We start from the raw sequence: 22,077 nt of genomic DNA on the forward strand, positions 1-22,077 counted from the left end.
CATCGGTGGGGTAGATTGCTGCATCGCGAGCCACTCACACCCCATCAAGAACGATTGGCTCTGTCCGTTCCATCCGGCACAGATCACAGCTGCGCACCGCTTCGGTCACACCCTTCAGGGCCAGTTCACGGAAACTGGGCAAAACGAACGGATCCGCGCGGCTATAGTCCACACCATACCCAAGGTCTTCAAATGACGCGATCGACATCCGGCTTAGCGGGCGATCGCTTCCGGATAGAAACCCGGTCAAGAGCTCGTCGCCAAAAACCAACTCGCGCCAGTGGCCTTCGCGGGTTCCCGCCCCGCCGGTATTGGCCAAGGGCACGGCTGTTCCGCCATCCGGATCAAGACGTGCAAATTCCCTGGAGGCCGCCGGGCCAACAAAGCGCGGGTCCATGGTTCCGGCCCCTGCGATCAGGTTCCTGCGGGACCACAGGGTTCCAAACCCCAGAACATGCGCCATTTCGTGAAGAATAACGTCTGCAAAACTGCCCGCATTTTCGAGGTTCACCACGTCCGCCTGGTCGAATTCCATGACCCCGGTCAGCGGCAACTCAGACCCCGGGCGCAAGACGGTGGGCCCAGCCTGTCCCAGTATTCCGCTCGCGCCATCTATCTCGACGATAGAGGCATCAATCCGCACCCCTGTTAATACGGTTCCTTCAAACTGGATCGGGTCAAACGCCGTGTTTATGACCGCGTCCCAACGGGCGGCAGCGTCGTCGAAAACCGCACGGCGGGCGGTGGTGAAATCTCCTGAAAAAACAAGTTCGATCATGAGTGACCTGCTTTGCATGGATTGGTGTGACCAAATATTAGCAGGAGGTTCACGGACCATGAAACCCGGCCACGCCCATTCGGCGCCGAACAGCCAGAAGCGCGCTTCCTCTAGGCCGAAAAACGCTAGTCTGGAAATCGAAAGCTGATTTCGGTTTTGCAGAACAGACATTCGCGCTCGGAGCCAAGTTCGCAAATCCGAAGCAGCCGCAATGCGTCATTTGAATAGGCCCGCTTATCGTGCAATCGAAGCTGCTTCGGACTCTAACTGGGCCGTGGCGCATGCCTTTTCATATGCTAGACTGACCCAAATCGATGTAAGGATCCCCAATGCCAAATACTGCCCTGATCACCGGCGCCTCCGCGGGTATTGGCCGCGAATTTGCCCGCCTGCATGCTTCAAAAGGCGACGATGTCATTCTGACCGCCCGGCGCGAGGACAGCCTCAACACCCTTAAAGCCGAGTTGGAAGCGGATCACGGCATCACCGCGACGGTCTTTGCGCTCGACCTCGGGGCACCAGGTGGGGCGGAGGCGTTGATCGAGAAAATCACCTCGGCAGGAGTAAGCGTTGATATCCTGATCAACAATGCGGGCTTTGGCGGGCAAGGCACCCATACAGGCCGCGATCTGGCCGCCGAACAGGCGATGATCGACCTGAACGTCAAGACGCTGGTCACCCTCACCCACCATTTCGGCGGGCTTATGGCGGCGCAGGGCGGTGGTAGAATTCTAAATGTCGGCTCGACCGCCGGCTTCATGCCCGGACCCAATCAGGCGGTGTATTTCGCCACCAAGGCTTTTGTCAGTTCCTACAGTCAGGCGGTTGCGCATGAGCTGAAGGACAAGGGTGTGACCTGCACCGTGCTGGCCCCCGGTTATGTCGAAACCGAATTTGCCAAGGTCGCCGATCTGGACGGCACCAACCTTGTCAAAGGCGGTGGCAAGACAGCTGCAAGCGCCGCAAAGCACGGTTATGACGCGATGATGCGTGGCAAGCTGATCACGGTGAACGAGCCCATGCTGGGTCTATTGGTGAATTGGGTCGTGCCGCTGTTGCCCCGTCGCTTGGTTCTGAAAATGATGAGCGATATGCAGGCGAAATAGAACTTACCGCGGCACAATCTCGACCCGGCGGTTCAGCGCGCGCCCCTCGGCGGTCAGATTGGGCGCGACCGGGGCCAGAAACCCGACCCCATCGGCCAGCAAACGGCCACCGTCCACGCCATTCTCCACAAGATGCGCCCGTACCGCCTTGGCACGGCGTTTCGACAGGTCGACATTGTATTCAAGGCTGCCCTGATTGTCGGTATGCCCCACCACCAATATCTCGGCCTCGGGCGCGCCTTGCAGGAAGGTGACCAGTTCCGCCAGCGTTTCACCACTTTCAGGTTTGATCACGGCGCTGTCGGTATCAAACTGGATGCCGTAGAGGGCGATCCGCCCCTCGGTGCTAAGGCCATCTGAAATCTGCCTGGCATCCACCATTTGGAAGCTCAGCTCCTCGGCCTCAATGATGCTGGCCTGCAGATAGGTGCGGCCGTTGTTCTGGCTGGTCAGCAGTGAGATCGTGATCTGCGACGGCACGGGCGATTGCCAAAGGCTGTAGGTGAAGGTGAAACTGTCCACCACCATGCGCGGCGCGGGGAGCCGTTTGATTGTATAGGACAAATCACGGCTGCAGAGTTTTTTGTCGACCTTGCTGTCGCAGGCGAAAACCTCGGAATATCCCTGTTCCTGCAATCGTTTCTCGAAATTTCGGCTGGCAGCAGCCAACGAAACCCCGTCAGGCATCACATAGGCGATCTGCGTGACGATCCCTTCGATCTGGCGCACACCGTTGGCATCGCCAACTGTGAACGTGTCGAACTCCTGATAGTCATAGCCGTTGATCTCACTGCCCTCGAAACGCCCGGTGACAATGTGATCGCTGCTGCCTTCTACATCCGCCAGGGCAGTCAGAGGCAGGGAACCAAATACCAGCGCAGCCATCAATCCAGTTAAAACCCGCATCTCAAATACCTCCGAATATCTTGCAATGGCGTTAGCATAGCATAGGGGGCACGACGCCGCGACGGCATCGGCCCGTTTCCAGGACCAATACAATTTTTCCCAAGATGCGGAATTGTCGCCCAATTTTCGCCAAATTCACTGATTAGCACTGCTGCTGAGCAGGAAAAGTGACTGGAGGAACCATGTCCGATACAACCGCCCCCCGCGTGCTTTTGGCCGCGCCCGCAAAACCCACGCCGCCCGCATCCCAGATGATTGTCGATGTGGCACGTAAATACGGCGTCAGCCCGTTTGCGCAGTTTGGACAGATGATCCGCCTTTGGATGGGCCAGCATCGCCTTCAGTTCGACGAGTATTACGCCAACGCTGTCTTTCGCAAAGACCTTGCCGCCGAGGAAAAACGCCAGTTCGTCGGAGAAGGGGGCAGCCGGAGGCTCAATAATCGCCTGTCGCCGCATCGGGTGACCAGCTTGCGCCCCTTTGTGCGCAACAAGGTGTTTTATGGCGCAATGATGGAGAACTTGGGCTTTCCCACGCCGCGCATTCAGGCTGTGGCGTCTCATAACCGGTCCTTCGGTACGATCCCTGCCCTGCGTGAAGTCGAGCAGATCGAGCAATTTCTTTTGAACGACGCCCGATACCCCTTGTTTGTTAAGCCCGAGGTAGGTTCGGGCAGCGTCGGCTCTGCCTTGATCGTCGAACTGGACCGTGAAACCCGCGAGTTGGTTCTGTCAAACGGAACCCGCGTTGATTTGCGTGCTTTTGCAACCGAAGCATTGGAAGACTATGCCGAAGGGTTCTTGTTTCAGGATGCCGTTGATCAGCACAGTGATCTCTCGGATGTGGCAGGCCGCGCCGTGGGCACGATCCGCGTCGTAACCGTGATGGCCGACGACGAGGCCCCGCAGGTTCTCTACACTTTGTGGAAAGTCCCCTCGCCCAAGGCAATGTCCGACAATTACTGGCAGGATGGGTCAATGCTGGCCGAAATCGACAAGACCAGTGGTGTTTTGAAACAATGCCGACGCGGATCTGGCCCTGATCAAGAAGTGCTTGATACCCACCCCGTCAGCCAAAAGGCCTTTGCTGGCATGCAAGTACCGCATTGGGAAGAGGTGTTGCGCCTCGCGACCAGTGGCCATCAGTTGATGCCGCAGTTCGGTGTTTTTGGCTGGGATATCGGCATCACGCAAGATGGCCCGATGATCATCGAGTGCAATTCCAACCCCCATCACATGCTGTATCAACTGGCAACGGGAAAGGGCATTCTGAACAACGATTTCGCCCCTATCCTGAAACAGGTTGAAGACCGCTCTGAAGAACTCCGGGCAGAGGTGAAGGCAGCCTATGTCAAACATCTCAAGGAACAGCGTTAAGCTGTTAACGCCCTCCCAAGGGTTGCAAACCCATAAGCGGCGGATGCCTTTTCCGATTGATCGGATCAGACATCCGCCCTAATTGCGTGGAATGGATCATTTTCTCTATCAAAACGGCACCCTGCACGCCGAAGACATCCCCGTCGCGGAAATCGCGGCAGAGGTGGGCACGCCCTTCTACCTCTACTCCACCGCTACGCTGTCCCGCCATTACCGGCTGTTTGACGAGGCGTTAGAGGGGATGGAGCATCTGGTCTGTTATGCCATGAAGGCGGCCAGCAATCAGGCGATCCTGAGAACGCTGGCGACATTGGGCGCGGGCATGGATGTGGTCTCGGGCGGGGAGTACCTGCGCGCCCGGGCGGCGGGTGTGCCGGGCGACAAGATCGTCTTTGCGGGCGTCGGCAAAACCGTGGATGAGATGCGCCTCGCGCTTGATGGGGGCATCCGGCAGTTCAACGTCGAAAGCGAACCCGAGATGGAGGCGCTTTCCGCGCTGGCTACCGAGATGGGCAAGGTTGCCCCGATCACCATCCGCGTGAACCCGGATGTCGACGCCAAAACCCATGCCAAAATCGCCACCGGCAAATCCGAAAACAAGTTCGGCATCCCGATCAGCCGCGCCAGCGAGGTTTATGCACTTGCCGCCTCGCTGCCGGGATTGGAGATTGTCGGCATCGACGTGCATATCGGCAGCCAGCTGACCGAGCTTGAACCGTTTCGCCAGGCCTATCAAAAGGTTGCCGAACTGACCGAAACGTTGCGCGGCGAAGGCCACAATATCAAACGCCTCGATCTGGGCGGTGGGCTTGGCATCCCCTATACCCGCTCAAACGACGCACCGCCCCTGCCCACCGAATACGGTGCCTTGATCAAGGACACGCTGGGCCATCTGGGATGTGAGATCGAGATTGAACCGGGGCGTCTGGTGGCCGGGAATGCGGGCATCATGGTGACCAAGGTGATCTATGTGAAATCCGGCGAAGACCGGGATTTCCTGATCCTCGACGGGGCGATGAACGATTTGATCCGCCCGGCCATGTATGACGCCCATCACGATATCATTCCGGTGGTTGAACCCGCGCCCGGCACGGAACAGCAGCCCTATGACATTGTCGGCCCGGTCTGTGAATCCGGTGATACCTTTGCCAAGGGGCGTAATATGCCCCCGCAGAAGGCCGGTGATCTGGTCGCGTTTCGCAGTGCCGGGGCCTATGGTGCAGTGATGTCGAGCGAGTATAACACCCGGCCCCTGATCCCCGAAGTTCTTGTGCATGAGCATCAATTCGCCGTCATCAGGCCACGTCCGACCTTTGACGAGATGATAAATCGCGATACCATACCCGAGTGGCTGTAACGCACCCTGCGGGACCGGCCCTCAGACGGGATAGCATATGGCGATTGACCATAACTCACTAGGCCCTTTGAAACAGCGTCTGCGCTGGCCCCTCACATTGACATGGGCGGGGTTGATTGCCGAGCGCGTGGTGCATGCGTTCTGGCCGCTTTGGACCTTGATTGCCGCCACCGCAGCCGCGCTAATGTTGGGCCTGCATGACGCATTGCCGATCGAAGTGGTGTGGAGCGCGATGGTTATGATCCTGCTGGCCTTCGCCATTTTCGTCTTTTACGGCGTAGGCCGCTTCCGCTGGCCCCCGAAATCCGAGGCGCTGGCCCGGCTGGACGACACCCTGCCCGGCCATCCGCTGACCGCCCTGACCGACCGGCAAGTGATTGGCCGCCTGGACCCCGCGTCCGAAGCACTGTGGAAAGCGCACCTGACCCGGATGGAGGCCCAGGCCGCGCAGGCCCGTGCGGTGGAACCCGATCTGAAACTATCGCATCGCGATCCGTTCGGGATCCGCTATGTCGCCCTGCTGGGGCTGGTCGTGGCACTGATGTTCGGCTCGATCTGGCGGGTGGGATCGGTTGGCGATATGACCCCCGGTGGCGGCGCGGCGCTGGCCTCGGGTCCGGTCTGGGAAGGCTGGGTGGAACCGCCCGCCTATACCGGGCAACCCAGCCTCTACCTTAATGATCTGACCGACACGATCCGCGCGCCCGAAGGCAGCCGCATTACCCTGCGGTTCTATGGCGAGATCGGCGCGCTCAGCGTGGCGGAAACCGTATCGGGGCGCACCGATGATATTGGCGCCGCGACGGACGCGGATCAAAGCTTTGACATCACCCAAAGCGGCGAGCTGCGCATCGACGGCCCCGGCGGACGCAGCTGGGACGTGACCGCCCTGCCCGATGCCGCCCCGACGGTCGAGCTGATGGAAGAGGGCATCAACACCACCTTTGACGGACAGATGAGCCGCCCGTTCCGCGCCCGTGACGATTACGGCGTGACCGGCGGCACGGCCACCTTCCGGCTGGACATCGAGGCGGTGGATCGCCGTTATGGGCTGGCCACTGAGCCTGATCCACGCGATCCGATCGAGTTGGAACTGCCAATGCCGATCACCGGCGACCGGGCCGAGTTTTCCGAGACGCTGATCGAGAACCTGTCGCAACATCCCTGGGCGCATCTGCCTGTCACCCTAACACTGGATGTGGCGGATGCGCGTGATCAGACGGGTGTTTCTGAGGCAAAGCCGATGGCCCTGCCCGCGCGGCGGTTCTTTGATCCTCTGGCCGCGGCGGTTATAGAACAACGCCGCGATCTGCTATGGGCCAAGTCCAATGCGCGCAGCGTCGCGCAGATGCTGCGCGCGATCAGCCATGCGCCGGAAGACGGGTTGTTCCGCAATGACACATCCTACCTGAAACTGCGGGTGATCCTGCGGCGTCTGGAAACGCTGGCCTCGCATGGCAGCCTGACGGACGAAACCCAGGACGAGATCGCCGAGGCGCTGTGGGACCTTGCCGTGTTGCTGGAAGATGGCGATATCGGAGATGCGCTGGAACGGATGCGCGAGGCGCAGGAACGCCTGTCCGAGGCGATCAAGCGTGGTGCCAGCGACGAGGAAATCGCCCAGCTGATGCAGGAATTGCGCGACGCCACGCAGGATTATCTGCGCCAGAAGTCGCAGCAAGCCCAGCGCGAGCAGGACAGCACGGATGAGCGCGACCGCGGTGATCAGAACATGACCATGCTGGATCAACAAGATCTGCAGGACATGATGGACCGTATTCAGGAACTCATGGAACAGGGCCGCATGGCCGAAGCCCAGCAGGCTTTGGAAGAGTTTCAGGAGATGATGGAAAACCTGCGCGTCACCGAAGGGCAGCGCGGGCAAGGTGGTGACAATCCCGGTGAGCAGGCCATGGAAGGGCTGGCCGATACGCTGCGCGAACAGCAGGGCCTGTCCGATCAGGCCTTCCGCGATCTGCAGGAGCAGTTCAACCCCAATGCCAATCAGGGCCAGAGCCAGGGCAATCAGGGCCGTAGTGGCGACATGGGTCAGGGGGAAGGCCATGAAGGCCAAAGCGGTCAGGGCCAGGGCCAGGGCGGAGAGCAACGCGGCCGTGGCCGCGATGATCCCCTGGCCGGTGACGGCGGCGGGTCACTGGCCGAGCGGCAAGAGGCGCTGCGCCGCCGTCTGGAAGCACAACGCGACGCCATGCCCGGGATCGGTGGTGAGGCCGGAGAGGCCGCGCGCGAGTCGCTGGGCCGGGCCGAAGATGCCATGGAAGGCGCAGAAGAGGCGCTGCGCAATGATGATCTGGCCGAGGCGATTGATCGCCAGTCCGAAGCCATGGAAGCCCTGCGCGACGGCATGCGCAACCTTGGCGAAGCGCTGGCCGAGAACCAGCAAACCCAAGGCGGTCAGGGGCAGGCGCTGGGACAGTTCGGCGAAGAGCAATCCGACCCGCTGGGCCGGGTGCCGGGCCGGGGCAGCCAGGTGGGTACGCAGGACGATCTGTTGCAGGGCGAGGATGTCTATCGCCGCGCGCGCGAATTGCTGGATGAAATTCGCCGCCGCTCGGGCGAAGGCGCGCGCCCGGAACAGGAACGGGATTACCTGCGGCGGCTGCTCGACCGGTTCTAAAGCGCGTCAATCCAGATCGAAGCTCTTTACGACAGACCTGCCAATCACGCGGAATCCCTTACGCCCCTTGATTGCGGATACCGGAATTTCCACCTCGAATGGCGACATGGCCGTGAAGATCGCGTTGGTGCGATCCCAGAGCACGTCTACACTCCAATACTCGGGCTGGGAGACATAGACATGCGGCTCCAGCGAAACGGTGCCGCCGCCCGACGTGACCTCGCCCGCGACCACCAGTTCCGGTTCGGCCCCGTCATGCGAGATATAGGCGCTGGTGAAATTGACCAGTTCGATATTGGCTTTCATCACACTCTCCTACTGGTTGAACTAGATTCAACAAGCTTACCGCAGAGTGGTTAGAATCCGAAATCACACCGGTTTGCGCATCACCGCCGGTACAACCTCGACCGCTGCGGCCAGCAGGATCAGCACCGCACCCGCAGCCTGCATCACGCCAAATGGCTCGTCCAGGAACAACGCCCCGGTGATCACCCCTGACAGGATTTCCGCCGTCAGCAGAAAGCTGATCACAGCCGGGGATAGCCGCTGTGCGCTCCATAGGGTCAATGCGAGAATAGGCAATACATAGACCACCCCTGCCAGTGCGCCCATGCCCTTGGCGCTCCAGTCTCCCAACCCTGCAAGGCCGTCACCAGCCCCCGGCAGGATGAACACCGCGCCGATCAACGTGGCGGCTATGGCCGTAACCAGAGACAGGCTCATCGCGTTCATCCGACCGCCAGTGAAAATCAGTGCCGCGCCCCCGGCCCATGCCATGCCCGAGATCACCCCCAGCACATCGCCAAATCCGATCCCGTCCAACGAGATGTCGCCCCCCAGCACAAGATAGGCACCCAGCAAAGACAGGCCCACCGCAGCAGTTGACGGCCAACCCCAACGTTGGCCCAGAAAGGCCCACTCGATGATCTTGCTCCACGCAGGCGCGAGGTAGAACAGCAGGACGACGCGCACCACGTCTGAAAAGGTGATGGCAACGGAATAGAAGGTCACTGCCACGCCAACCAGAGTGGCCCCCATCACGCCCCGGGCGCTGATCTGAAGGGGGACGCGCCGGATCGTTACAAACGCCAGCGCCGCCGCCGCCGCGCCGATATTCATCGTCACACTGCCCCATGCGCCGCTCATGCCAAGGCTTTCCAGATAGCGGATGGGAATCCACCAAATGCCCCAGAGCAGAGCCGAAACGAATGCCAGAATGACCGGCAGAGAGATGTTTTCAGAGGCCAAGCGCTTGCCGCCGTTCTTCGGCAAAGCTCTGCACCAGCCGGTCCGCCACCAGTGCCAGTATGGCCATGGCCGCACCCGAGGCGATGCCGAGGCCCACATCGGCCTTGGCCAGCGACCCGTATATCGATTGGCCCAGTCCGGTGGTTCCGACCAGCGCAGCAATCACCAGCATTGCAAAGGCGTATAGGATCGTTTGATTCAGCCCCAATAGTATTGTGGGGGCCGCATAAGGGATGCGCACTTCGGTCATGGTTTGCCATTCCGTTGCCCCAGACGAAATCGAGGCTTCGATCAATTCTTCGGGTGTATTGATCAACCCATGTCTGGTGTAGCGGATCATCGGCACGATGGCGTACATGCATATCGCCAGAAACGCCGAGAACTCACCAATCTGGAAGAACATGATCACCGGGATCAAGTAGACAAACAAAGGGATCGTTTGCAGCATGTCACATATCGGCTGAACGACGCGCCACGCCAACGGGCTGACTGCGCATAACAGGCCGATTGCTCCTCCAACGGCTGCGCAGAAGGCAACTGAAGCACCCGACATGTAAAGCGAGACAAGCGCGCGCTCCCACAAGCCACTGATCAAGATCAATACAAGCATGATCACAGCAAAACTGGCCAGCTTGCGGCCACCCGAAATCCAACCCAAGGCACCCGCACCGACCAGGACAAAAGGCCAAGGCAACTCGACGATGCCCGTTTCGATGATTCCAGCAATAACAACAAGCACCCCACCAATCGCGGCCCTTCCCCGCACCGCGAGCAAGCCAGCGATCGCAAGGGCAACTACATAGAATGCCATGCTCATTCCAGCTGTCCATTGAAAGCCCCAAGTAAAGGGCAAAACCGCGCCGTCGAGGCCGATTTTGAGCGGCAGCAAGCCAAAGAACATCGCCCCGTTCTTGAGACTGTCCAAGCCAGCTCCGTTTTGCTGCAGAACACCCGTCAAACCCTGATCCAACCACTTGGCCACAGGGTCCAGAAGTGTAATGGACGTTGGGTCTGACAGCTGGCTCCAATATAGCAACGACACCACCAAACCGATTGCCGCAATACCCAGCGCCACCCGTAGATCATAGCGTTCGCGCTCGTGGGCCATTCTACCGCTATACCGATCAATAATGATGGCAAAAACGACGATAACCGCGCCAGCCATCAGGCTGGGGCCGAAAAAGGCCTTGCGCATCATCAGCAACACTTCCCAGCCGATATCCTTAAAACCGCCAATGACAGCGGCAATGATCACCATGCTGAGAGCAGCCATAAGGCATTGATTCACCCCCACCATGATCTGGGTCTTGGCCGATGGGATTTCGATCAGGAACAACTGCTGTAGCCGTGTGCCACCGCTCATCACCGCAGCTTCTTTGATGTCACTTTCAACTCGTTCCAGCCCCAGTATCACATTGCGCGCCATTGGGGGGGCCGCATAGATCGCACTCGCAATCAGCCCTACGACAGGCCCAAAACCAAAGAGAAACAAAAGCGGTGTTAGATAAGCGAAGGTCGGGACGGTCTGCATCACATCCAGAACGGTCTGGATCGCATTCTTAAAGCGCGGAAACTCGTTTGCTATGACCCCGATAAAGCCGCCAGTGAGCAGCGCAAGTGGCACTGATACCGACACTAACGCCAGCGTCGCCATGCCTTCCAGCCAATATCCCGACGCGACAACAAACCCTAGGCCCGAAAGGCCCAGCGCCGCCATCCATACCCCACCAATGTACCAGCCAAGCGCGGTCACCAAGCCAATCATCAGCGGCCAGGGCATCCCGGTGAAAACCATGTTGGCCCAATCCATCGGGTAGGCCAAAATTGCAGAAAACACCCGCATTACCGGCTTGATCAGTTCAAGAAACCAGCCCAGCGAGGTGCCGATCCAGTCAGATGCGGGAATGGCCCATTCTGCCGGGTATTTCACCAGCCAGGGCAGATACGGGTCCAGCAACAGGCAGGCCGCGCCAACCAGAAGCGTCACAAGCGCGGCGATGGTGCCACGGCTGAGGCCGTCCAGCGCGGGCAGGATCGGCGGCGCCTGTTCCTGAACGCTCATGCCTCGTCCACCTGCAGGGCGGCGGCCAGAACCTTGGGATCGACCACGCCGATTTTCTTGCCGTCCTTGCTCCAGACCGGAACGGGATCGTAAAGCGACATGCAAGAGGCCAACGCCTCTTCCAGTGTCATATCTTCACGCAGGCCGGGATCGTCGGGGGTTTTGTCATCTGCGGCGTTGTCCCGCATGACCGAGGCAACGCGCGCATGGCGGCCCTTGACCACATCCTTGGAAAACTCGCGCACATAATCGTCAACCGGATTCAGCACGATTTCGGTGGGCGTGCCGATTTGTACAATCTTGCCATCGCGCATGATGGCGATGCGATCGGCAATCTTCAGCGCCTCGGCAATATCATGAGTGATAAATACGATGCTTTTCTTAAGTGTCGCCTGAATGTTGATGAATTCGTCCTGCAACTGGCGACGGATCAGCGGATCAAGCGCCGAAAACGGTTCGTCCAGAAACCAGATATCGGGGTTCACCGCGAGGCTGCGGGCGATGCCTACACGCTGACGTTGCCCACCAGACAGCTGGCGCGGATAAGAATCGCCGCGCCCTTCAAGGCCCACAAGTTCGATCACTTCCTGCGCGCGTTTGAGACGCTCGGGTTTGCCCTGCCCCTGCATCTTCAGGGGAAAGGCCACATTCTCGGTCACAGTCATGTGCGGGAACAGGCCAAAATGCTGGAACACCATGCCCAGCTTGCGGCGGCGCAGCTCAATCAGGCGGGCCTTGGTCGCATCAACAAGGTTCTCACCTTCGATCAGGATTTCACCGCTCGTGGCATGCAACAGCTGCGAGATGCAACGCACGATCGTGGACTTCCCTGACCCGGAAAGCCCCATTATAACAAAGAGTTCGCCTTGTCTGACATCAAACGTGGCGTCTTGCACGGCGGGGATCAGCCCATCATCGCGCAAGCTTTGGGCGGCGATATCACTATCGCCGCCCGCGCTGGCCAAAGCTTCGGCCAGTTTGGTTTCTGCATTCGGGCCAAAGACCTGCCAGACACCCCGGCAGCTAATGGCGGGTTCGTCTGTTCCCGTCTGACTGGTCATGGCGCGCCGCTTAGTTGGTGGCCGCGTCGACAACGGGCTTCCAGGTGCCCTCGTTCTCGGCCATCCAGGCGGCAACCACCTCTTCAACCGACTTCCCGTCAACGTCGATCATGCCCATCATTGGCTGCTGATCGGCGACATCCAGAGTATAGTTGCTCAGGATTTCATAGGCGGCAGGCCATTTTTCTTCCATGCCGGACCATGCGCCCTTAAAGATACGGGTCGGGGCGAAATCGCAGTCATGCGTGGCATCAGGGTTGGTGCCCCAGGCCGGATCGGTAAAGCATTCCTCGTTGCCGACCGGCAGATCGACAAACTTGACGTCATAGGCGGACATGGCCCAATGCGGCTGCCAGAAGGTGATCAGCAGCGGCGTGCCTTTCTCGGTCGCGGCGCGCAGTTCGGTGATCAGGGCCCCTTCAGAGCCAGCCGGGACCGCCTTGAACGGCAGACCAAAACCAGCCATCCGGTCAGCGCCCGGTGTGCCCCAGTCTGCGGGGTAATCCACAAGCCTGCCCATGGGCAGGGTTTCTGCCGTGGCAAAATTCGCGGCACAATCCTGCAAAGCCTCCCAGGCGGGCAGCCCCGGGCACAGTTCGGCCACATGGGATGGATAGGCGATGCCTTCCTTGGCGGCCAGTTCCAGATCGCCCAGCTCGACAACGCCGCCAGCTTCGACCTGTTTGGCATAGTCGTCCGAGACGTTGGAGGACCAGATTTCAAGCGCGGCATGGAGTTCGCCATCAGCCATGGCCTGATACATGTTCATGTAACCCGCGGTGGTATATTCCACCTGGTAGCCTGCGGCTTTCAGCATCTCGCCCGCCACATGGGTGGTGATGTGCTGGCCGGTCCATTCATTGATCGCCAGCTTGATCGGCTCGTCCACGGCACCCAGGTCGGCAGCATAGCCAACACTTGCCACGGCGCTGATCGCCAGACCCAATTTCAAACTTTTCATGATATTCTCCCCATTTCATTTTTTATTGACTGGTCAGTCAATATAACGATGTTGCACTCAGGGCAAACTGTTTTGCAAAGCGCGGTCTTGCCCGAAGTATCCTCGGATTGTTACAGGCTGTCACCCACCGATTTACATGTTTTCGCCGCTGATTTAGCATCATTGGCCTTATGGATCGGTTTTCCAACGCGCCTTTGCAGATTCTCATCCTGGTCACGCCACATTTCAATCTGGCGGCCACCACTGGCTTTGTCGATCCTTTTCGCGCTGCGAATTATCTGGACGGCACCTCGCGCTTTCGCTGGCAGATCGTGTCGGAGAAAGGCGGCATGGTCGCGGCCAGCAACGGGCTTGAGATCGATACGATTCCCTTATCGCAGGTGCAGGGCAACCGGCGCGACATCGTCATCGTTTCGTCCAGCTGGGCACCCGAGGCCTATAACAGCACACCGCTTCATGCCGCCCTGTGGTGGTGGGCGCGGCAAGGGGCCACGATCGGCGCATTGGACACAGGCGCGTTTATCCTGGCGCAGGCCGGGCTGCTGAACGGCAAGCGCGCGACAGTCCATTACGAACACATGGATGCTTTTGGCGAAATGTTTCCCAATACTGAGGTCACCGAGGATTTATTCGTCTTTGACGGCAACCGGATTTCCTGTGCTGGCGGGTCTGCGGCGATTGATTTCGCGTTGAACATCCTGCGTGGCACCCATGGCGATGCCAAGGCCAACGCCGCCGCACGTTATCTGTTTCACCAATCGGTGCGCCCGTCGGGCAGTCAGCAAAACGCTGATCCGGTCGAGCCTCTGGGCAACACCGCGCCACGCAATGTGCGCCGGGCCATCGCGCTGATGGAACAGAACCTTGAGATTCCCCTGTCCATTGCCGAGATATGCGAGCAGACCGGAATTTCGCATCGCCAGTTGGATCGGCTGTTCCGTGACTACGTCAAGAAAACGCCATCGCTGTATTATCGCGACATCCGGCTCGACCGCGCCCGTGGCTTGGTTACGCAGACGGAAATGCCGTTGGCACAGGTGGGGCTTGCCTCGGGCTTTGCCTCTCAGGTGCATTTCTCGCGCGCTTATCGGCAACGCTTTGGCATGCCACCCCGACAAGACAGGGTCGAGGGCCGGGTACCGTTCGAATTTCGTGCGTGGCCGATGCATCGTAAACGCCCTTGAAGGCGATTTATGTTAAACGGATGGCGAGCTGCGCATATTGAATCTGCCGGTTCCGGGTGACCATCATCCTCTCAGTTCACGCCAGCACCGGAGGCCCGCATGACCACTTTGCCATCGAAACAGGATTTCGAGTTCATCTCGAAAGGCTATTCGGCCGATGAAGGCAATTCGCAATCCCTGCGGGCCGAGGCCTATACCGAGGCCGACTGGTTCCGGGCTGACGTGAATGCCATTCTGGCCAAAAGCTGGCAATGGGTGTGCCATGTCGAAAAGCTGCGCGAACCGGGATCCTACGTTACCGTGTCGATTGCCGAGCAACCCATCGCCGTGGTCCGCGATCGCGAAGGCGATCTGCGTGCTTTCTACAATGTCTGCAAACACCGCGCGCATGAGTTGCTGTCCGGCGAAGGCAATACCAGCCGGATCATGTGCCCCTATCACGCTTGGGTCTACAAATTGGACGGGCAACTGGTCCGCGCGCCCGAGACCGAGCATCTGGAGGATTTCAACACCAAAGACATTTGCCTGAGCCAGGTTCAGGTCGAAGAATTCGCCGGGTTCATCTATGTCAATCTGGATCCGAATGCACCCTCGCTGGCCGAGCAATCCGGCGATCTGGAAAACGAAATCCGCCACTGGGCACCGGATATTGATCAACTGACCTTCGGGCATCGCCTGACCTATGACATCAAGTCAAACTGGAAAAACGTGGTCGACAACTTCCTCGAATGTTACCACTGCCCCACCGCGCACAAGGATTTCTGCGATTTGGTGGACATGGACACTTACAAGGTGACCACCTATGGCATTTATTCGTCCCATATGGCCGAAGCGGGCAAGGGGACAAACACCGCTTATGATGTCTCCAACGCGACCGTGCGCACCCATGCGGTGTGGTGGCTGTGGCCCACGACCTGCCTGATGCGCTATCCGGGCCGATCCTCGATGATCGTGTTGAACATCATACCCGTCGGGCCGGACCGGACACTGGAGACCTATGATTTTTTCCTCGAAACGCCCGAACCTGACCCGATGGAGATCGACGCAATGCGCTATCTGGATGAAGTGCTGCAGGTCGAGGACATCGGATTGGTGGAAAGTGTGCAGCGCGGCATGAACACGCCCGCCTTCACGCAAGGACGCATCGTCAATGATCCTTCAGGATCGGGCAAATCCGAGCATGCGGTGCATCATTTTCATGGGCTGGTGCTGGATGCATACCAAAAGGCCATCCCTGCATGAGCCGACCCAATATCGTTGTCGTCATGGCCGATCAATTGGCCCCGCATTTCACCGGGGTTTACGGGCACGGCGTGGCGAAGACCCCGCATCTTGATGCACTGGCCGCGCGGGGAATGCGCTTTGATGCCGCCTATTGCAACTCGCCGCTCTGTGCACCATCGCGCTTTGCCTTCATGTCCGGGCAGTTGATCAGCCGCATTGCCGCTTATGACAATGCCAGCGAGTTCCGCGCCAGCGTGCCTACCTTTGCGCATTACCTGACGGCATTGGGCTATCGCACCTGCCTGTCTGGCAAGATGCATTTCGTTGGCCCCGACCAGAAACACGGATTTCAGGATCGCGTGACCACCGATATCTACCCCTCCGATTTCGCCTGGACCCCCGATTGGGAGGCCCCGGACGAGCGCATCGACAAGTGGTATCACAACATGCAGACCGTCAAGGAAAGTGGCGAGGCAGTGGCCACCTTCCAGATCGACTACGATGACGAGGTCGAGTTTGCCGCCCGCCGCTGGCTGATCGACCGGGGGCGTGACAGGGCCGCTGGTGAAGCCGCTCCTTTCGCGCTGGTGGCCAGCTTCATCCACCCGCACGATCCCTATGTCGCCAAGCCGGAATGGTGGACCCTCTATTCAGACGACGACATTGACCTGCCGAACCCGGCACCCGACCCGCAAGACCCCTTTTCACAACGCATCATGGACGGGATCGAAGCCAGCTATGTCCCCCTGACCGAAGAAGAAACCATCCGTGCGCGGCGCGCCTATCTGGCCAATGTCAGCTATTTCGACAGCAAGATCGGTGCGGTGGTGAAGGCGCTGGAAGATATCGGTGAGTTGGACAACACCATCGTCATCGTCACAGCCGATCACGGCGACATGCTGGGCGAGCGAGGGTTGTGGTACAAGATGAACTTCTTTGAACATTCCGCCCGTGTTCCGTTGGTCATGGCCGGGCCGGGCGTGACGCAAGGCACTGCTCCGAACGCCTGCTCATTGGTCGATCTGCTGCCTACATTCCTCGACATCGCGAGGGGTGACGCGGACATTCTGGGCGAGCCGATTGACGGGCGGTCCCTGATGCCGCTGGCCCGAGGTGAGGCCGATCCGATAGACGAAGCCATCGGCGAATACTGCGCCGAGATGACCGCCGCGCCCGTCTTCATGATCCGGCGCGGGCCGCTCAAATACATCCACTGCGATCTCGATCCGCCGCAGCTTTATGACCTTGGCGAGGACCCAGACGAGCGGGTAAATGTGGCCGCCGATCCGACCTATGCAGATCAGTCCGCTGGTTTTGCCGCCGAAGTGGCCGACCGCTGGGACAGCGAGGCCTTGCGCACCAATATCATCGCGACCCAGAAATCCCGCCGCGCGCTGCATGCCGCGATGGAGGCGGGCGCAGGCGAGCATTGGGATTACGATCCGCCTTCAGATGCCTCCCAGCAATATGTCCGCAATCACATGGACTGGACCAAAGCCGCCGCGCATTACCGCTTTCCCCCCCTTAAGGATGACACCACATGAGACTGAACGGAAAAATCGCCCTCGTCACCGGCGGGCGGGGCGGCATTGGCCGCGCGATCTGCGCCCGGTTCGAGAAGGAAGGCGCCACCGTCTATGCCGCAGATCTGAGTGAAACGGGATCTCTGGGTGAAACCGACACAACCCGTTTCGTGCAGCTTGACGTGGCCGATGAAGACGCCGTGAAAGCCGCCATGAACAAGGTCGGCGCGGAAATGGGCCATCTTGATATCCTCGTCAACGCCGCCGGGATCGAGATTGAGAAGACCATCGAAGAGACCACGCTGGAGGAATGGAACCGGTCCTTCGCGGTCAACGTCACCGGCACCTTCCTCACGTCGAAACACGCCCTGCCCCTGATGCGCAAGGCGGCTGCGAATGGCGCGTCGGCCTCGCTGATCAATTTTGGCTCTTATGACGGGTTCATCGCCGATCCGGGCCTTGCAGCCTATTGCGCGACAAAGGGGGCGGTGCATGCGCTAACCCGTGCGATGGCCTGTGATCACGGCCCCGAAGGTATCCGCGTCAACGCCATCTGCCCCGGTTACATCGACACGCCGATGCTGCAAAGCTTCTTCACCGGTGATGGCTCGGGCGCGGGCGGCAAAAGCATCGACGAGCTGCAACAGGCCGTGCGCGACGTACACCCGATGCGCACCTATGGAACCCCCGGCGACATCGCCAATCTGGTCACATGGCTGGCCAGCGACGAGGCGCGCTATGCGTCGGGGCAGCTATGGGTGTTGGATGGTGGGCTCAGCGCGCAGGTACAACAGATGAAACTATGAAGGATATTTCCCCATGCGCCTGAACGGCAAGACAGCATTGATCACCGGCGGGCGGCAAGGCATTGGCCGGGGCATCGTCGAGGCTTTCATGAAGGAAGGCGCAACCGTCACCACATGTGGTCGCGGCCCGCGTCCCGAAGGCTTGCCCGATGGCTGCGGATGGGTGCAGGCAGATGTGGCTGACCCCGCACAGATGGCAACTCTGACGCGCGCGCTGCCAACGCTGGACATCCTTGTGAACAATGCAGGCGTACAGGTCGAAAAACCCGTCACCGACAGCACGGATGCCGATTGGGATCTGGTGATCGGGGCCAATTGCCGGGGCACCTTCAACTGTTGTCGTGCCTTCATCCCTCTGATGCCAAAGGGCGGGGCGATCATCAACATCGGATCAATCTCAGGCCAACACGCCGATCCCTCCATGGCGCTTTACAATGCCTCGAAAGCCTTCGTGCACGGCCTGACCCGCTCGATCGCCGTGGATCATGGCCCGGATATCCGTTGCAACGCGATCTGTCCGGGATGGATCAATACCGGCATGCTTGACGCCGGGTTTGACCTTGCTGTCAATCCGACCGCAGCGCGCACAGACGCCCTGGCCCGCCACCCGGCTGCCCGTTTTGGCGAGGCGCGCGATATCGCGGCCATGGCCGTGTGGCTGGCGTCGGATGAGGCATCCTTTGCCACCGGTCAACTGTTCACGATCGATGGCGGCATGACCGCCGCCTCCCCCATCAATCCGGGCCTCTTCTCATGAGCAATATCACCCACACAGCCTGCGTTGGCGCCGGCGTCATCGGCGCCAGTTGGGCTGCCCTCTTCCTTGCTTCGGGGCGCAGCGTAGCGGTGTTTGACCCCGCCGAGACAGCGGAAAAAGCTGTGCGAACCTACATTGAAACGGCCTGGCCCGCCCTCACTGAGCTGGGGCTGACAGATCACGGCACGCCCGACGCGATCAGTTTTCACACCAGTGCCGCTGCCGCCGTCGAAGGCGCCGATTTCGTTCAGGAAAACGTGCCCGAGCGCATTGCCATCAAACACGCAACTTTCGCCGAAATCGAACCGCTTCTCAAGCCAACGGCCATCGTGGCCAGCTCGGCCTCGGGGCTGACACTGGGCCAGATGCAGGCAGGCTGGCAAACCCCCTCACGCTTCGTGCTGGGTCACCCGTTCAACCCGCCACACCTGATTCCGCTGGTCGAGGTGATGGGAAATGACAAGACCACTCCCGGTGTGGTCGATGCCGCGCGGACGTTTTACGAAAGCCTTGGCAAAGTCACCATCCGCGTGAACCGCGAGGTGCCGGGCCATGTTGCCAACCGCCTGCAGGCCGCCCTCTGGCGCGAAGCGATCCATCTGGTGCTTGAAGGCGTGGCCTCGGTCGACGATGTGGACAAGGCTGTCTGGGCGGGCCCGGGCCTGCGATGGGCCGCGATGGGCCCAACGACACTTTTCCATCTCGGCGCAGGCGAGGGCGGGTTAGAGGCGTTCTGCGAGCATTTCGCCGACACGTTCAACGGCTGGTGGGACGGCTTGGGCAAACCGCATCTGGATGCGGCGACCCGCGAGGCCATGGTCAAAGGCATGGCCGACGCCAGCGCGGGTCAATCCCCCGCAGACCTGTCCGCCAGGCGCGACGCCCTGATCACCGCCATGCAAAAAGCCACGCGCGATCTGCGTTAAGCACCCTGTTTCTTCTGGCCGGAAATATCCCCGCCGGAGGCATCGCCCGATCAAGGCCACGACACCGCCGGCGAACAAGGCGTCACCTTCCAACTACGCGCCGAGGCGACCGCCCTTCGCGGGCGACGAGATATCAAGCGTGCCCGGCAGGGCACACCTTCAGATCAAACCACCTCGCCCGCGTCTTCGCCAAGGAAACCGCCGGACTGGCGCGACCAAAGGCTGGCATAAACCCCGTTCAGCGCCAGCAATTCGTCATGGGTGCCATCCTCGACCACGCGACCCTGATCCATCACCACGATCCGGTCCATCTGGGCAATCGTACTTAGCCGATGGGCAATGGCGATCACTGTCTTGCCTTCCATGAGGCCAAACAGCGTGTCCTGAATGGCCGCCTCGACCTCGCTGTCCAAAGCGCTTGTTGCTTCGTCCAGCACCAGGATCGGCGCATCTTTCAGGATCACACGGGCAATGGAAATCCGCTGGCGCTGGCCACCAGACAGTTTCACGCCCCGTTCCCCGACAAGAGCGGCATAGCCACGGCGGCCCTTGGTGTCTTCCAGATCCATGATGAAGTCATGCGCCTCGGCGCGCTTTGCTGCCGCCACCATCGCCGCCTCATCCGCATTGGCGCGTCCATAGAGGATGTTGGCCCGGATCGAGCGGTGTAAAAGCGAGCTGTCCTGGCTGACCATACCAATGGCCCGACGCAGCGAGGTTTGGGTGACCTTGCTGACATCCTGCCCGTCGATCAGGATCTGACCGGCCTCAGCGTCGCGGAACCGCAACAGCAGGTTCACAAGGCTGGATTTGCCCGCGCCCGAGCGCCCCACAAGGCCGACTTTTTGACCCGGCGCAATCTCAAGATTGACCCCGTCCAGACCCCCACGGCCCTTGCCATAATGGTGGCTGACATCGCGAAACTCGATCTGCGCCTTACGCACCTGCAAGGCCGCGGCACCTTCAGCGTCCACCACATCATGCGGCACGGAAACCGAGCGCAAGCCCTCGCGGATCACGCCAGCATGTTCAAACAGCCGGATGGTGACCCACATGATCCAGCCCGACATGCCGTTCAACCGGATGGTGAGGGCCGAGGCCGCGGCAACCTCGCCGACACTGACCTTGCCCAATGACCACAGCCAGATTGCCGGGATCATCATGCTCAGGATCAACACGCCGTTGATGATGTTCAACCCGAAACTCAATTCGGTCATCAGCCGCAGGAACCGCTGAAACCGCAGGCGCAGGCGCTTCATCGCGCTCAGCACATAGGTTTCCTCAGTGCCTTCATCGGCAAACAGCTTGATGGTTTCGATATTGGTATAGGCATCCACCACCCGCGCGGTGACGGTCGAGCGCGCGTCCGACCATTTCTCGCTGGCTACGCCAACGCGGCGCGCAATGTAGCGTACGTAAAGCGCGTAAATCACCACCCACGCCAACAGAGGCAGGGCCAGAATCGGATGCACACCGGCCAGAATAACGGCAGCCCCCAGCACATAGGTGATCGAATACCAGATGCCCTCGAACGCCATATAGGTGCCGTCCTCGACAGCCTCGCCCAGTTGCATCACCCGGTTGGTCAACCGCCCGGCAAACTCGTTCTGGAAGAACCCGGTGGATTGACCCAACAGGTGTTTATGCGCCCGCCAGCGCACCTGTTCCTGCATGTTGCCTGCCAGGGTCTGCTCCAAAAGCAAATGGTTCACGCCGATCACCACGGGGCGCAATGTCAGGATCAGCACTGCCGCGATGATCAGCTCCCAGCCATGATCCGCCATCAGGCTGCCAGGTTCACTGGCCCCCAACAGGTCAATCACCCGGCCCGAATAGAAAATCAGGCCGGTTTCCATCAACGCCACAATGATACCGCTGAGCGCCATCAGTCCCATATATTTGCGGAACGGGCCGTAATGGGATTTGAGGTACGCCCACAACGTCGAGGGCGGTGTTTCCTTCGGCGAAGGCGCAAAGGGATTCACAAGGTTTTCGAAGAATTTATACATGACGGTCGCCTCTTACTGGCGGAAATTTCAGAATACACAAATGTGTCAGATGGCGCTGTGGCGGCCACCCATACGGAAGTGGCGCGCCTTAGCTAAAGGTGTTCCAGATCCCGTAATACATGTGTATCCTCCGTCTTGATTGCAGCTTTGATAGC

18 protein-coding genes are annotated in these 22,077 nt (G+C 59.9%); 10 read left to right on the forward strand and 8 right to left on the reverse strand.

Features of this window, described 5'->3' with window-relative positions:
- Window positions 1–34: 34 nt before the first annotated feature.
- The gene (locus V6N02_RS14060; protein WP_371226264.1) at window positions 35–778 is read right to left on the reverse strand and encodes a leishmanolysin-related zinc metalloendopeptidase; all 744 of its coding nucleotides are present in this window, start codon (window positions 776–778) and stop codon (window positions 35–37) included.
- Window positions 779–1,107: 329 nt separating this feature from the next.
- On the opposite strand from V6N02_RS14060, the gene V6N02_RS14065 reads away from it, so the two are divergent.
- Window positions 1,108–1,884 (forward strand): SDR family NAD(P)-dependent oxidoreductase, encoded by a 777-nt coding sequence (locus tag V6N02_RS14065; protein WP_371226266.1) that lies wholly within the window; start codon window positions 1,108–1,110, stop codon window positions 1,882–1,884.
- Between the two features lie 3 nt (window positions 1,885–1,887).
- Here the strand turns inward: V6N02_RS14065 and V6N02_RS14070 are convergent, their stop codons facing one another.
- Entirely contained in the window at window positions 1,888–2,769 is an 882-nt protein-coding gene (locus V6N02_RS14070) for an OmpA family protein (RefSeq protein WP_371226268.1), read from the reverse strand.
- Window positions 2,770–2,972: 203 nt separating this feature from the next.
- On the opposite strand from V6N02_RS14070, the gene V6N02_RS14075 reads away from it, so the two are divergent.
- The 3 genes from V6N02_RS14075 to V6N02_RS14085 all read left to right on the forward strand — a co-directional run bounded on the left by V6N02_RS14075 (window position 2,973) and on the right by V6N02_RS14085 (window position 8,161).
- Window positions 2,973–4,166 (forward strand): sugar-transfer associated ATP-grasp domain-containing protein, encoded by a 1,194-nt coding sequence (locus V6N02_RS14075; RefSeq protein ID WP_371226269.1) that lies wholly within the window; start codon window positions 2,973–2,975, stop codon window positions 4,164–4,166.
- Between the two features lie 91 nt (window positions 4,167–4,257).
- Window positions 4,258–5,523: a diaminopimelate decarboxylase gene (gene lysA, locus V6N02_RS14080; protein WP_371226271.1), complete on the forward strand. Its 1,266-nt coding sequence runs from the start codon at window positions 4,258–4,260 to the stop codon at window positions 5,521–5,523.
- A gap of 37 nt (window positions 5,524–5,560) precedes the next feature.
- Window positions 5,561–8,161 carry a TIGR02302 family protein gene (locus V6N02_RS14085; RefSeq protein ID WP_371226273.1) on the forward strand — a complete coding sequence of 867 codons (2,601 nt, stop codon included), beginning with the start codon at window positions 5,561–5,563 and terminating at the stop codon, window positions 8,159–8,161.
- A 6-nt stretch (window positions 8,162–8,167) separates the two neighbouring features.
- On the opposite strand, the gene V6N02_RS14090 is transcribed toward V6N02_RS14085, so the two are convergent.
- From V6N02_RS14090 to V6N02_RS14110, 5 genes are all read right to left on the reverse strand, one after another.
- Window positions 8,168–8,467, reverse strand: a complete 300-nt coding sequence (locus V6N02_RS14090) for a hypothetical protein (RefSeq protein WP_371226275.1) — start codon at window positions 8,465–8,467, stop codon at window positions 8,168–8,170.
- A 63-nt stretch (window positions 8,468–8,530) separates the two neighbouring features.
- Window positions 8,531–9,409, reverse strand: a complete 879-nt coding sequence (locus tag V6N02_RS14095) for a DMT family transporter (protein ID WP_371226277.1) — start codon at window positions 9,407–9,409, stop codon at window positions 8,531–8,533.
- Window positions 9,399–11,471: an ABC transporter permease gene (locus V6N02_RS14100; RefSeq protein WP_371226279.1), complete on the reverse strand. Its 2,073-nt coding sequence runs from the start codon at window positions 11,469–11,471 to the stop codon at window positions 9,399–9,401. The genes V6N02_RS14095 and V6N02_RS14100 overlap by 11 nt, the downstream gene beginning before the upstream one ends.
- Window positions 11,468–12,532: a quaternary amine ABC transporter ATP-binding protein gene (locus V6N02_RS14105; protein ID WP_371226281.1), complete on the reverse strand. Its 1,065-nt coding sequence runs from the start codon at window positions 12,530–12,532 to the stop codon at window positions 11,468–11,470. Before V6N02_RS14105 ends, V6N02_RS14100 begins: the two co-directional genes overlap by 4 nt.
- Before the next feature lie 10 nt (window positions 12,533–12,542).
- Window positions 12,543–13,493, reverse strand: coding sequence for an ABC transporter substrate-binding protein (locus V6N02_RS14110; RefSeq protein ID WP_371226282.1), 951 nt, complete (start codon window positions 13,491–13,493; stop codon window positions 12,543–12,545).
- Window positions 13,494–13,663: 170 nt separating this feature from the next.
- Between V6N02_RS14110 and V6N02_RS14115 the strand changes: the two genes are divergently transcribed.
- From V6N02_RS14115 to V6N02_RS14140, 6 genes are all read left to right on the forward strand, one after another.
- A complete protein-coding gene (locus V6N02_RS14115) occupies window positions 13,664–14,677 on the forward strand; it encodes a GlxA family transcriptional regulator (RefSeq protein WP_371226284.1) in 1,014 nt (337 codons plus the stop codon).
- A gap of 99 nt (window positions 14,678–14,776) precedes the next feature.
- Complete coding sequence (locus V6N02_RS14120) at window positions 14,777–15,919, forward strand: aromatic ring-hydroxylating oxygenase subunit alpha (protein ID WP_371226286.1); 1,143 nt, start codon at window positions 14,777–14,779, stop codon at window positions 15,917–15,919.
- On the forward strand, window positions 15,916–17,445 hold the full coding sequence (gene betC, locus V6N02_RS14125; RefSeq protein ID WP_371226288.1) for a choline-sulfatase: 1,530 nt from the start codon (window positions 15,916–15,918) through the stop codon (window positions 17,443–17,445). The genes V6N02_RS14120 and betC overlap by 4 nt, the downstream gene beginning before the upstream one ends.
- Window positions 17,442–18,230, forward strand: a complete 789-nt coding sequence (locus tag V6N02_RS14130; protein ID WP_371226290.1) for an SDR family NAD(P)-dependent oxidoreductase — start codon at window positions 17,442–17,444, stop codon at window positions 18,228–18,230. The genes betC and V6N02_RS14130 overlap by 4 nt, the downstream gene beginning before the upstream one ends.
- A 13-nt stretch (window positions 18,231–18,243) precedes the next feature.
- Window positions 18,244–18,987, forward strand: a complete 744-nt coding sequence (locus tag V6N02_RS14135; RefSeq protein ID WP_371226292.1) for an SDR family NAD(P)-dependent oxidoreductase — start codon at window positions 18,244–18,246, stop codon at window positions 18,985–18,987.
- Window positions 18,984–19,913: a 3-hydroxyacyl-CoA dehydrogenase NAD-binding domain-containing protein gene (locus V6N02_RS14140; protein WP_371226294.1), complete on the forward strand. Its 930-nt coding sequence runs from the start codon at window positions 18,984–18,986 to the stop codon at window positions 19,911–19,913. Before V6N02_RS14135 ends, V6N02_RS14140 begins: the two co-directional genes overlap by 4 nt.
- Before the next feature lie 164 nt (window positions 19,914–20,077).
- On the opposite strand, the gene V6N02_RS14145 is transcribed toward V6N02_RS14140, so the two are convergent.
- Window positions 20,078–21,922 (reverse strand): ABC transporter ATP-binding protein, encoded by a 1,845-nt coding sequence (locus V6N02_RS14145; RefSeq protein WP_371226296.1) that lies wholly within the window; start codon window positions 21,920–21,922, stop codon window positions 20,078–20,080.
- Between the last annotated feature and the right edge of the window lie 155 nt (window positions 21,923–22,077).

Origin of the sequence: Roseovarius conchicola (assembly GCF_041403425.1) — a bacterium.
Classification (GTDB): domain Bacteria; phylum Pseudomonadota; class Alphaproteobacteria; order Rhodobacterales; family Rhodobacteraceae; genus Roseovarius; species Roseovarius conchicola.

Excerpts from the sequence above, each read along its gene's own strand:
- V6N02_RS14060 (WP_371226264.1), bottom strand. The coding sequence starts at position 778 with ATGATCGAACTTGTTTTTTCAGGAGATTTCACCACCGCCCGCCGTGCG.
- V6N02_RS14065 (WP_371226266.1), top strand. The coding sequence starts at position 1,108 with ATGCCAAATACTGCCCTGATCACCGGCGCCTCCGCGGGTATTGGCCGC.
- V6N02_RS14070 (WP_371226268.1), bottom strand. The coding sequence starts at position 2,769 with ATGGCTGCGCTGGTATTTGGTTCCCTGCCTCTGACTGCCCTGGCGGAT.
- V6N02_RS14075 (WP_371226269.1), top strand. The coding sequence starts at position 2,973 with ATGTCCGATACAACCGCCCCCCGCGTGCTTTTGGCCGCGCCCGCAAAA.
- lysA (WP_371226271.1), top strand. The coding sequence starts at position 4,258 with ATGGATCATTTTCTCTATCAAAACGGCACCCTGCACGCCGAAGACATC.
- V6N02_RS14085 (WP_371226273.1), top strand. The coding sequence starts at position 5,561 with ATGGCGATTGACCATAACTCACTAGGCCCTTTGAAACAGCGTCTGCGC.
- V6N02_RS14090 (WP_371226275.1), bottom strand. The coding sequence starts at position 8,467 with ATGAAAGCCAATATCGAACTGGTCAATTTCACCAGCGCCTATATCTCG.
- V6N02_RS14100 (WP_371226279.1), bottom strand. The coding sequence starts at position 11,471 with ATGAGCGTTCAGGAACAGGCGCCGCCGATCCTGCCCGCGCTGGACGGC.
- V6N02_RS14105 (WP_371226281.1), bottom strand. The coding sequence starts at position 12,532 with ATGACCAGTCAGACGGGAACAGACGAACCCGCCATTAGCTGCCGGGGT.
- V6N02_RS14110 (WP_371226282.1), bottom strand. The coding sequence starts at position 13,493 with ATGAAAAGTTTGAAATTGGGTCTGGCGATCAGCGCCGTGGCAAGTGTT.
- V6N02_RS14115 (WP_371226284.1), top strand. The coding sequence starts at position 13,664 with ATGGATCGGTTTTCCAACGCGCCTTTGCAGATTCTCATCCTGGTCACG.
- V6N02_RS14120 (WP_371226286.1), top strand. The coding sequence starts at position 14,777 with ATGACCACTTTGCCATCGAAACAGGATTTCGAGTTCATCTCGAAAGGC.
- betC (WP_371226288.1), top strand. The coding sequence starts at position 15,916 with ATGAGCCGACCCAATATCGTTGTCGTCATGGCCGATCAATTGGCCCCG.
- V6N02_RS14130 (WP_371226290.1), top strand. The coding sequence starts at position 17,442 with ATGAGACTGAACGGAAAAATCGCCCTCGTCACCGGCGGGCGGGGCGGC.
- V6N02_RS14135 (WP_371226292.1), top strand. The coding sequence starts at position 18,244 with ATGCGCCTGAACGGCAAGACAGCATTGATCACCGGCGGGCGGCAAGGC.
- V6N02_RS14140 (WP_371226294.1), top strand. The coding sequence starts at position 18,984 with ATGAGCAATATCACCCACACAGCCTGCGTTGGCGCCGGCGTCATCGGC.
- V6N02_RS14145 (WP_371226296.1), bottom strand. The coding sequence starts at position 21,922 with ATGTATAAATTCTTCGAAAACCTTGTGAATCCCTTTGCGCCTTCGCCG.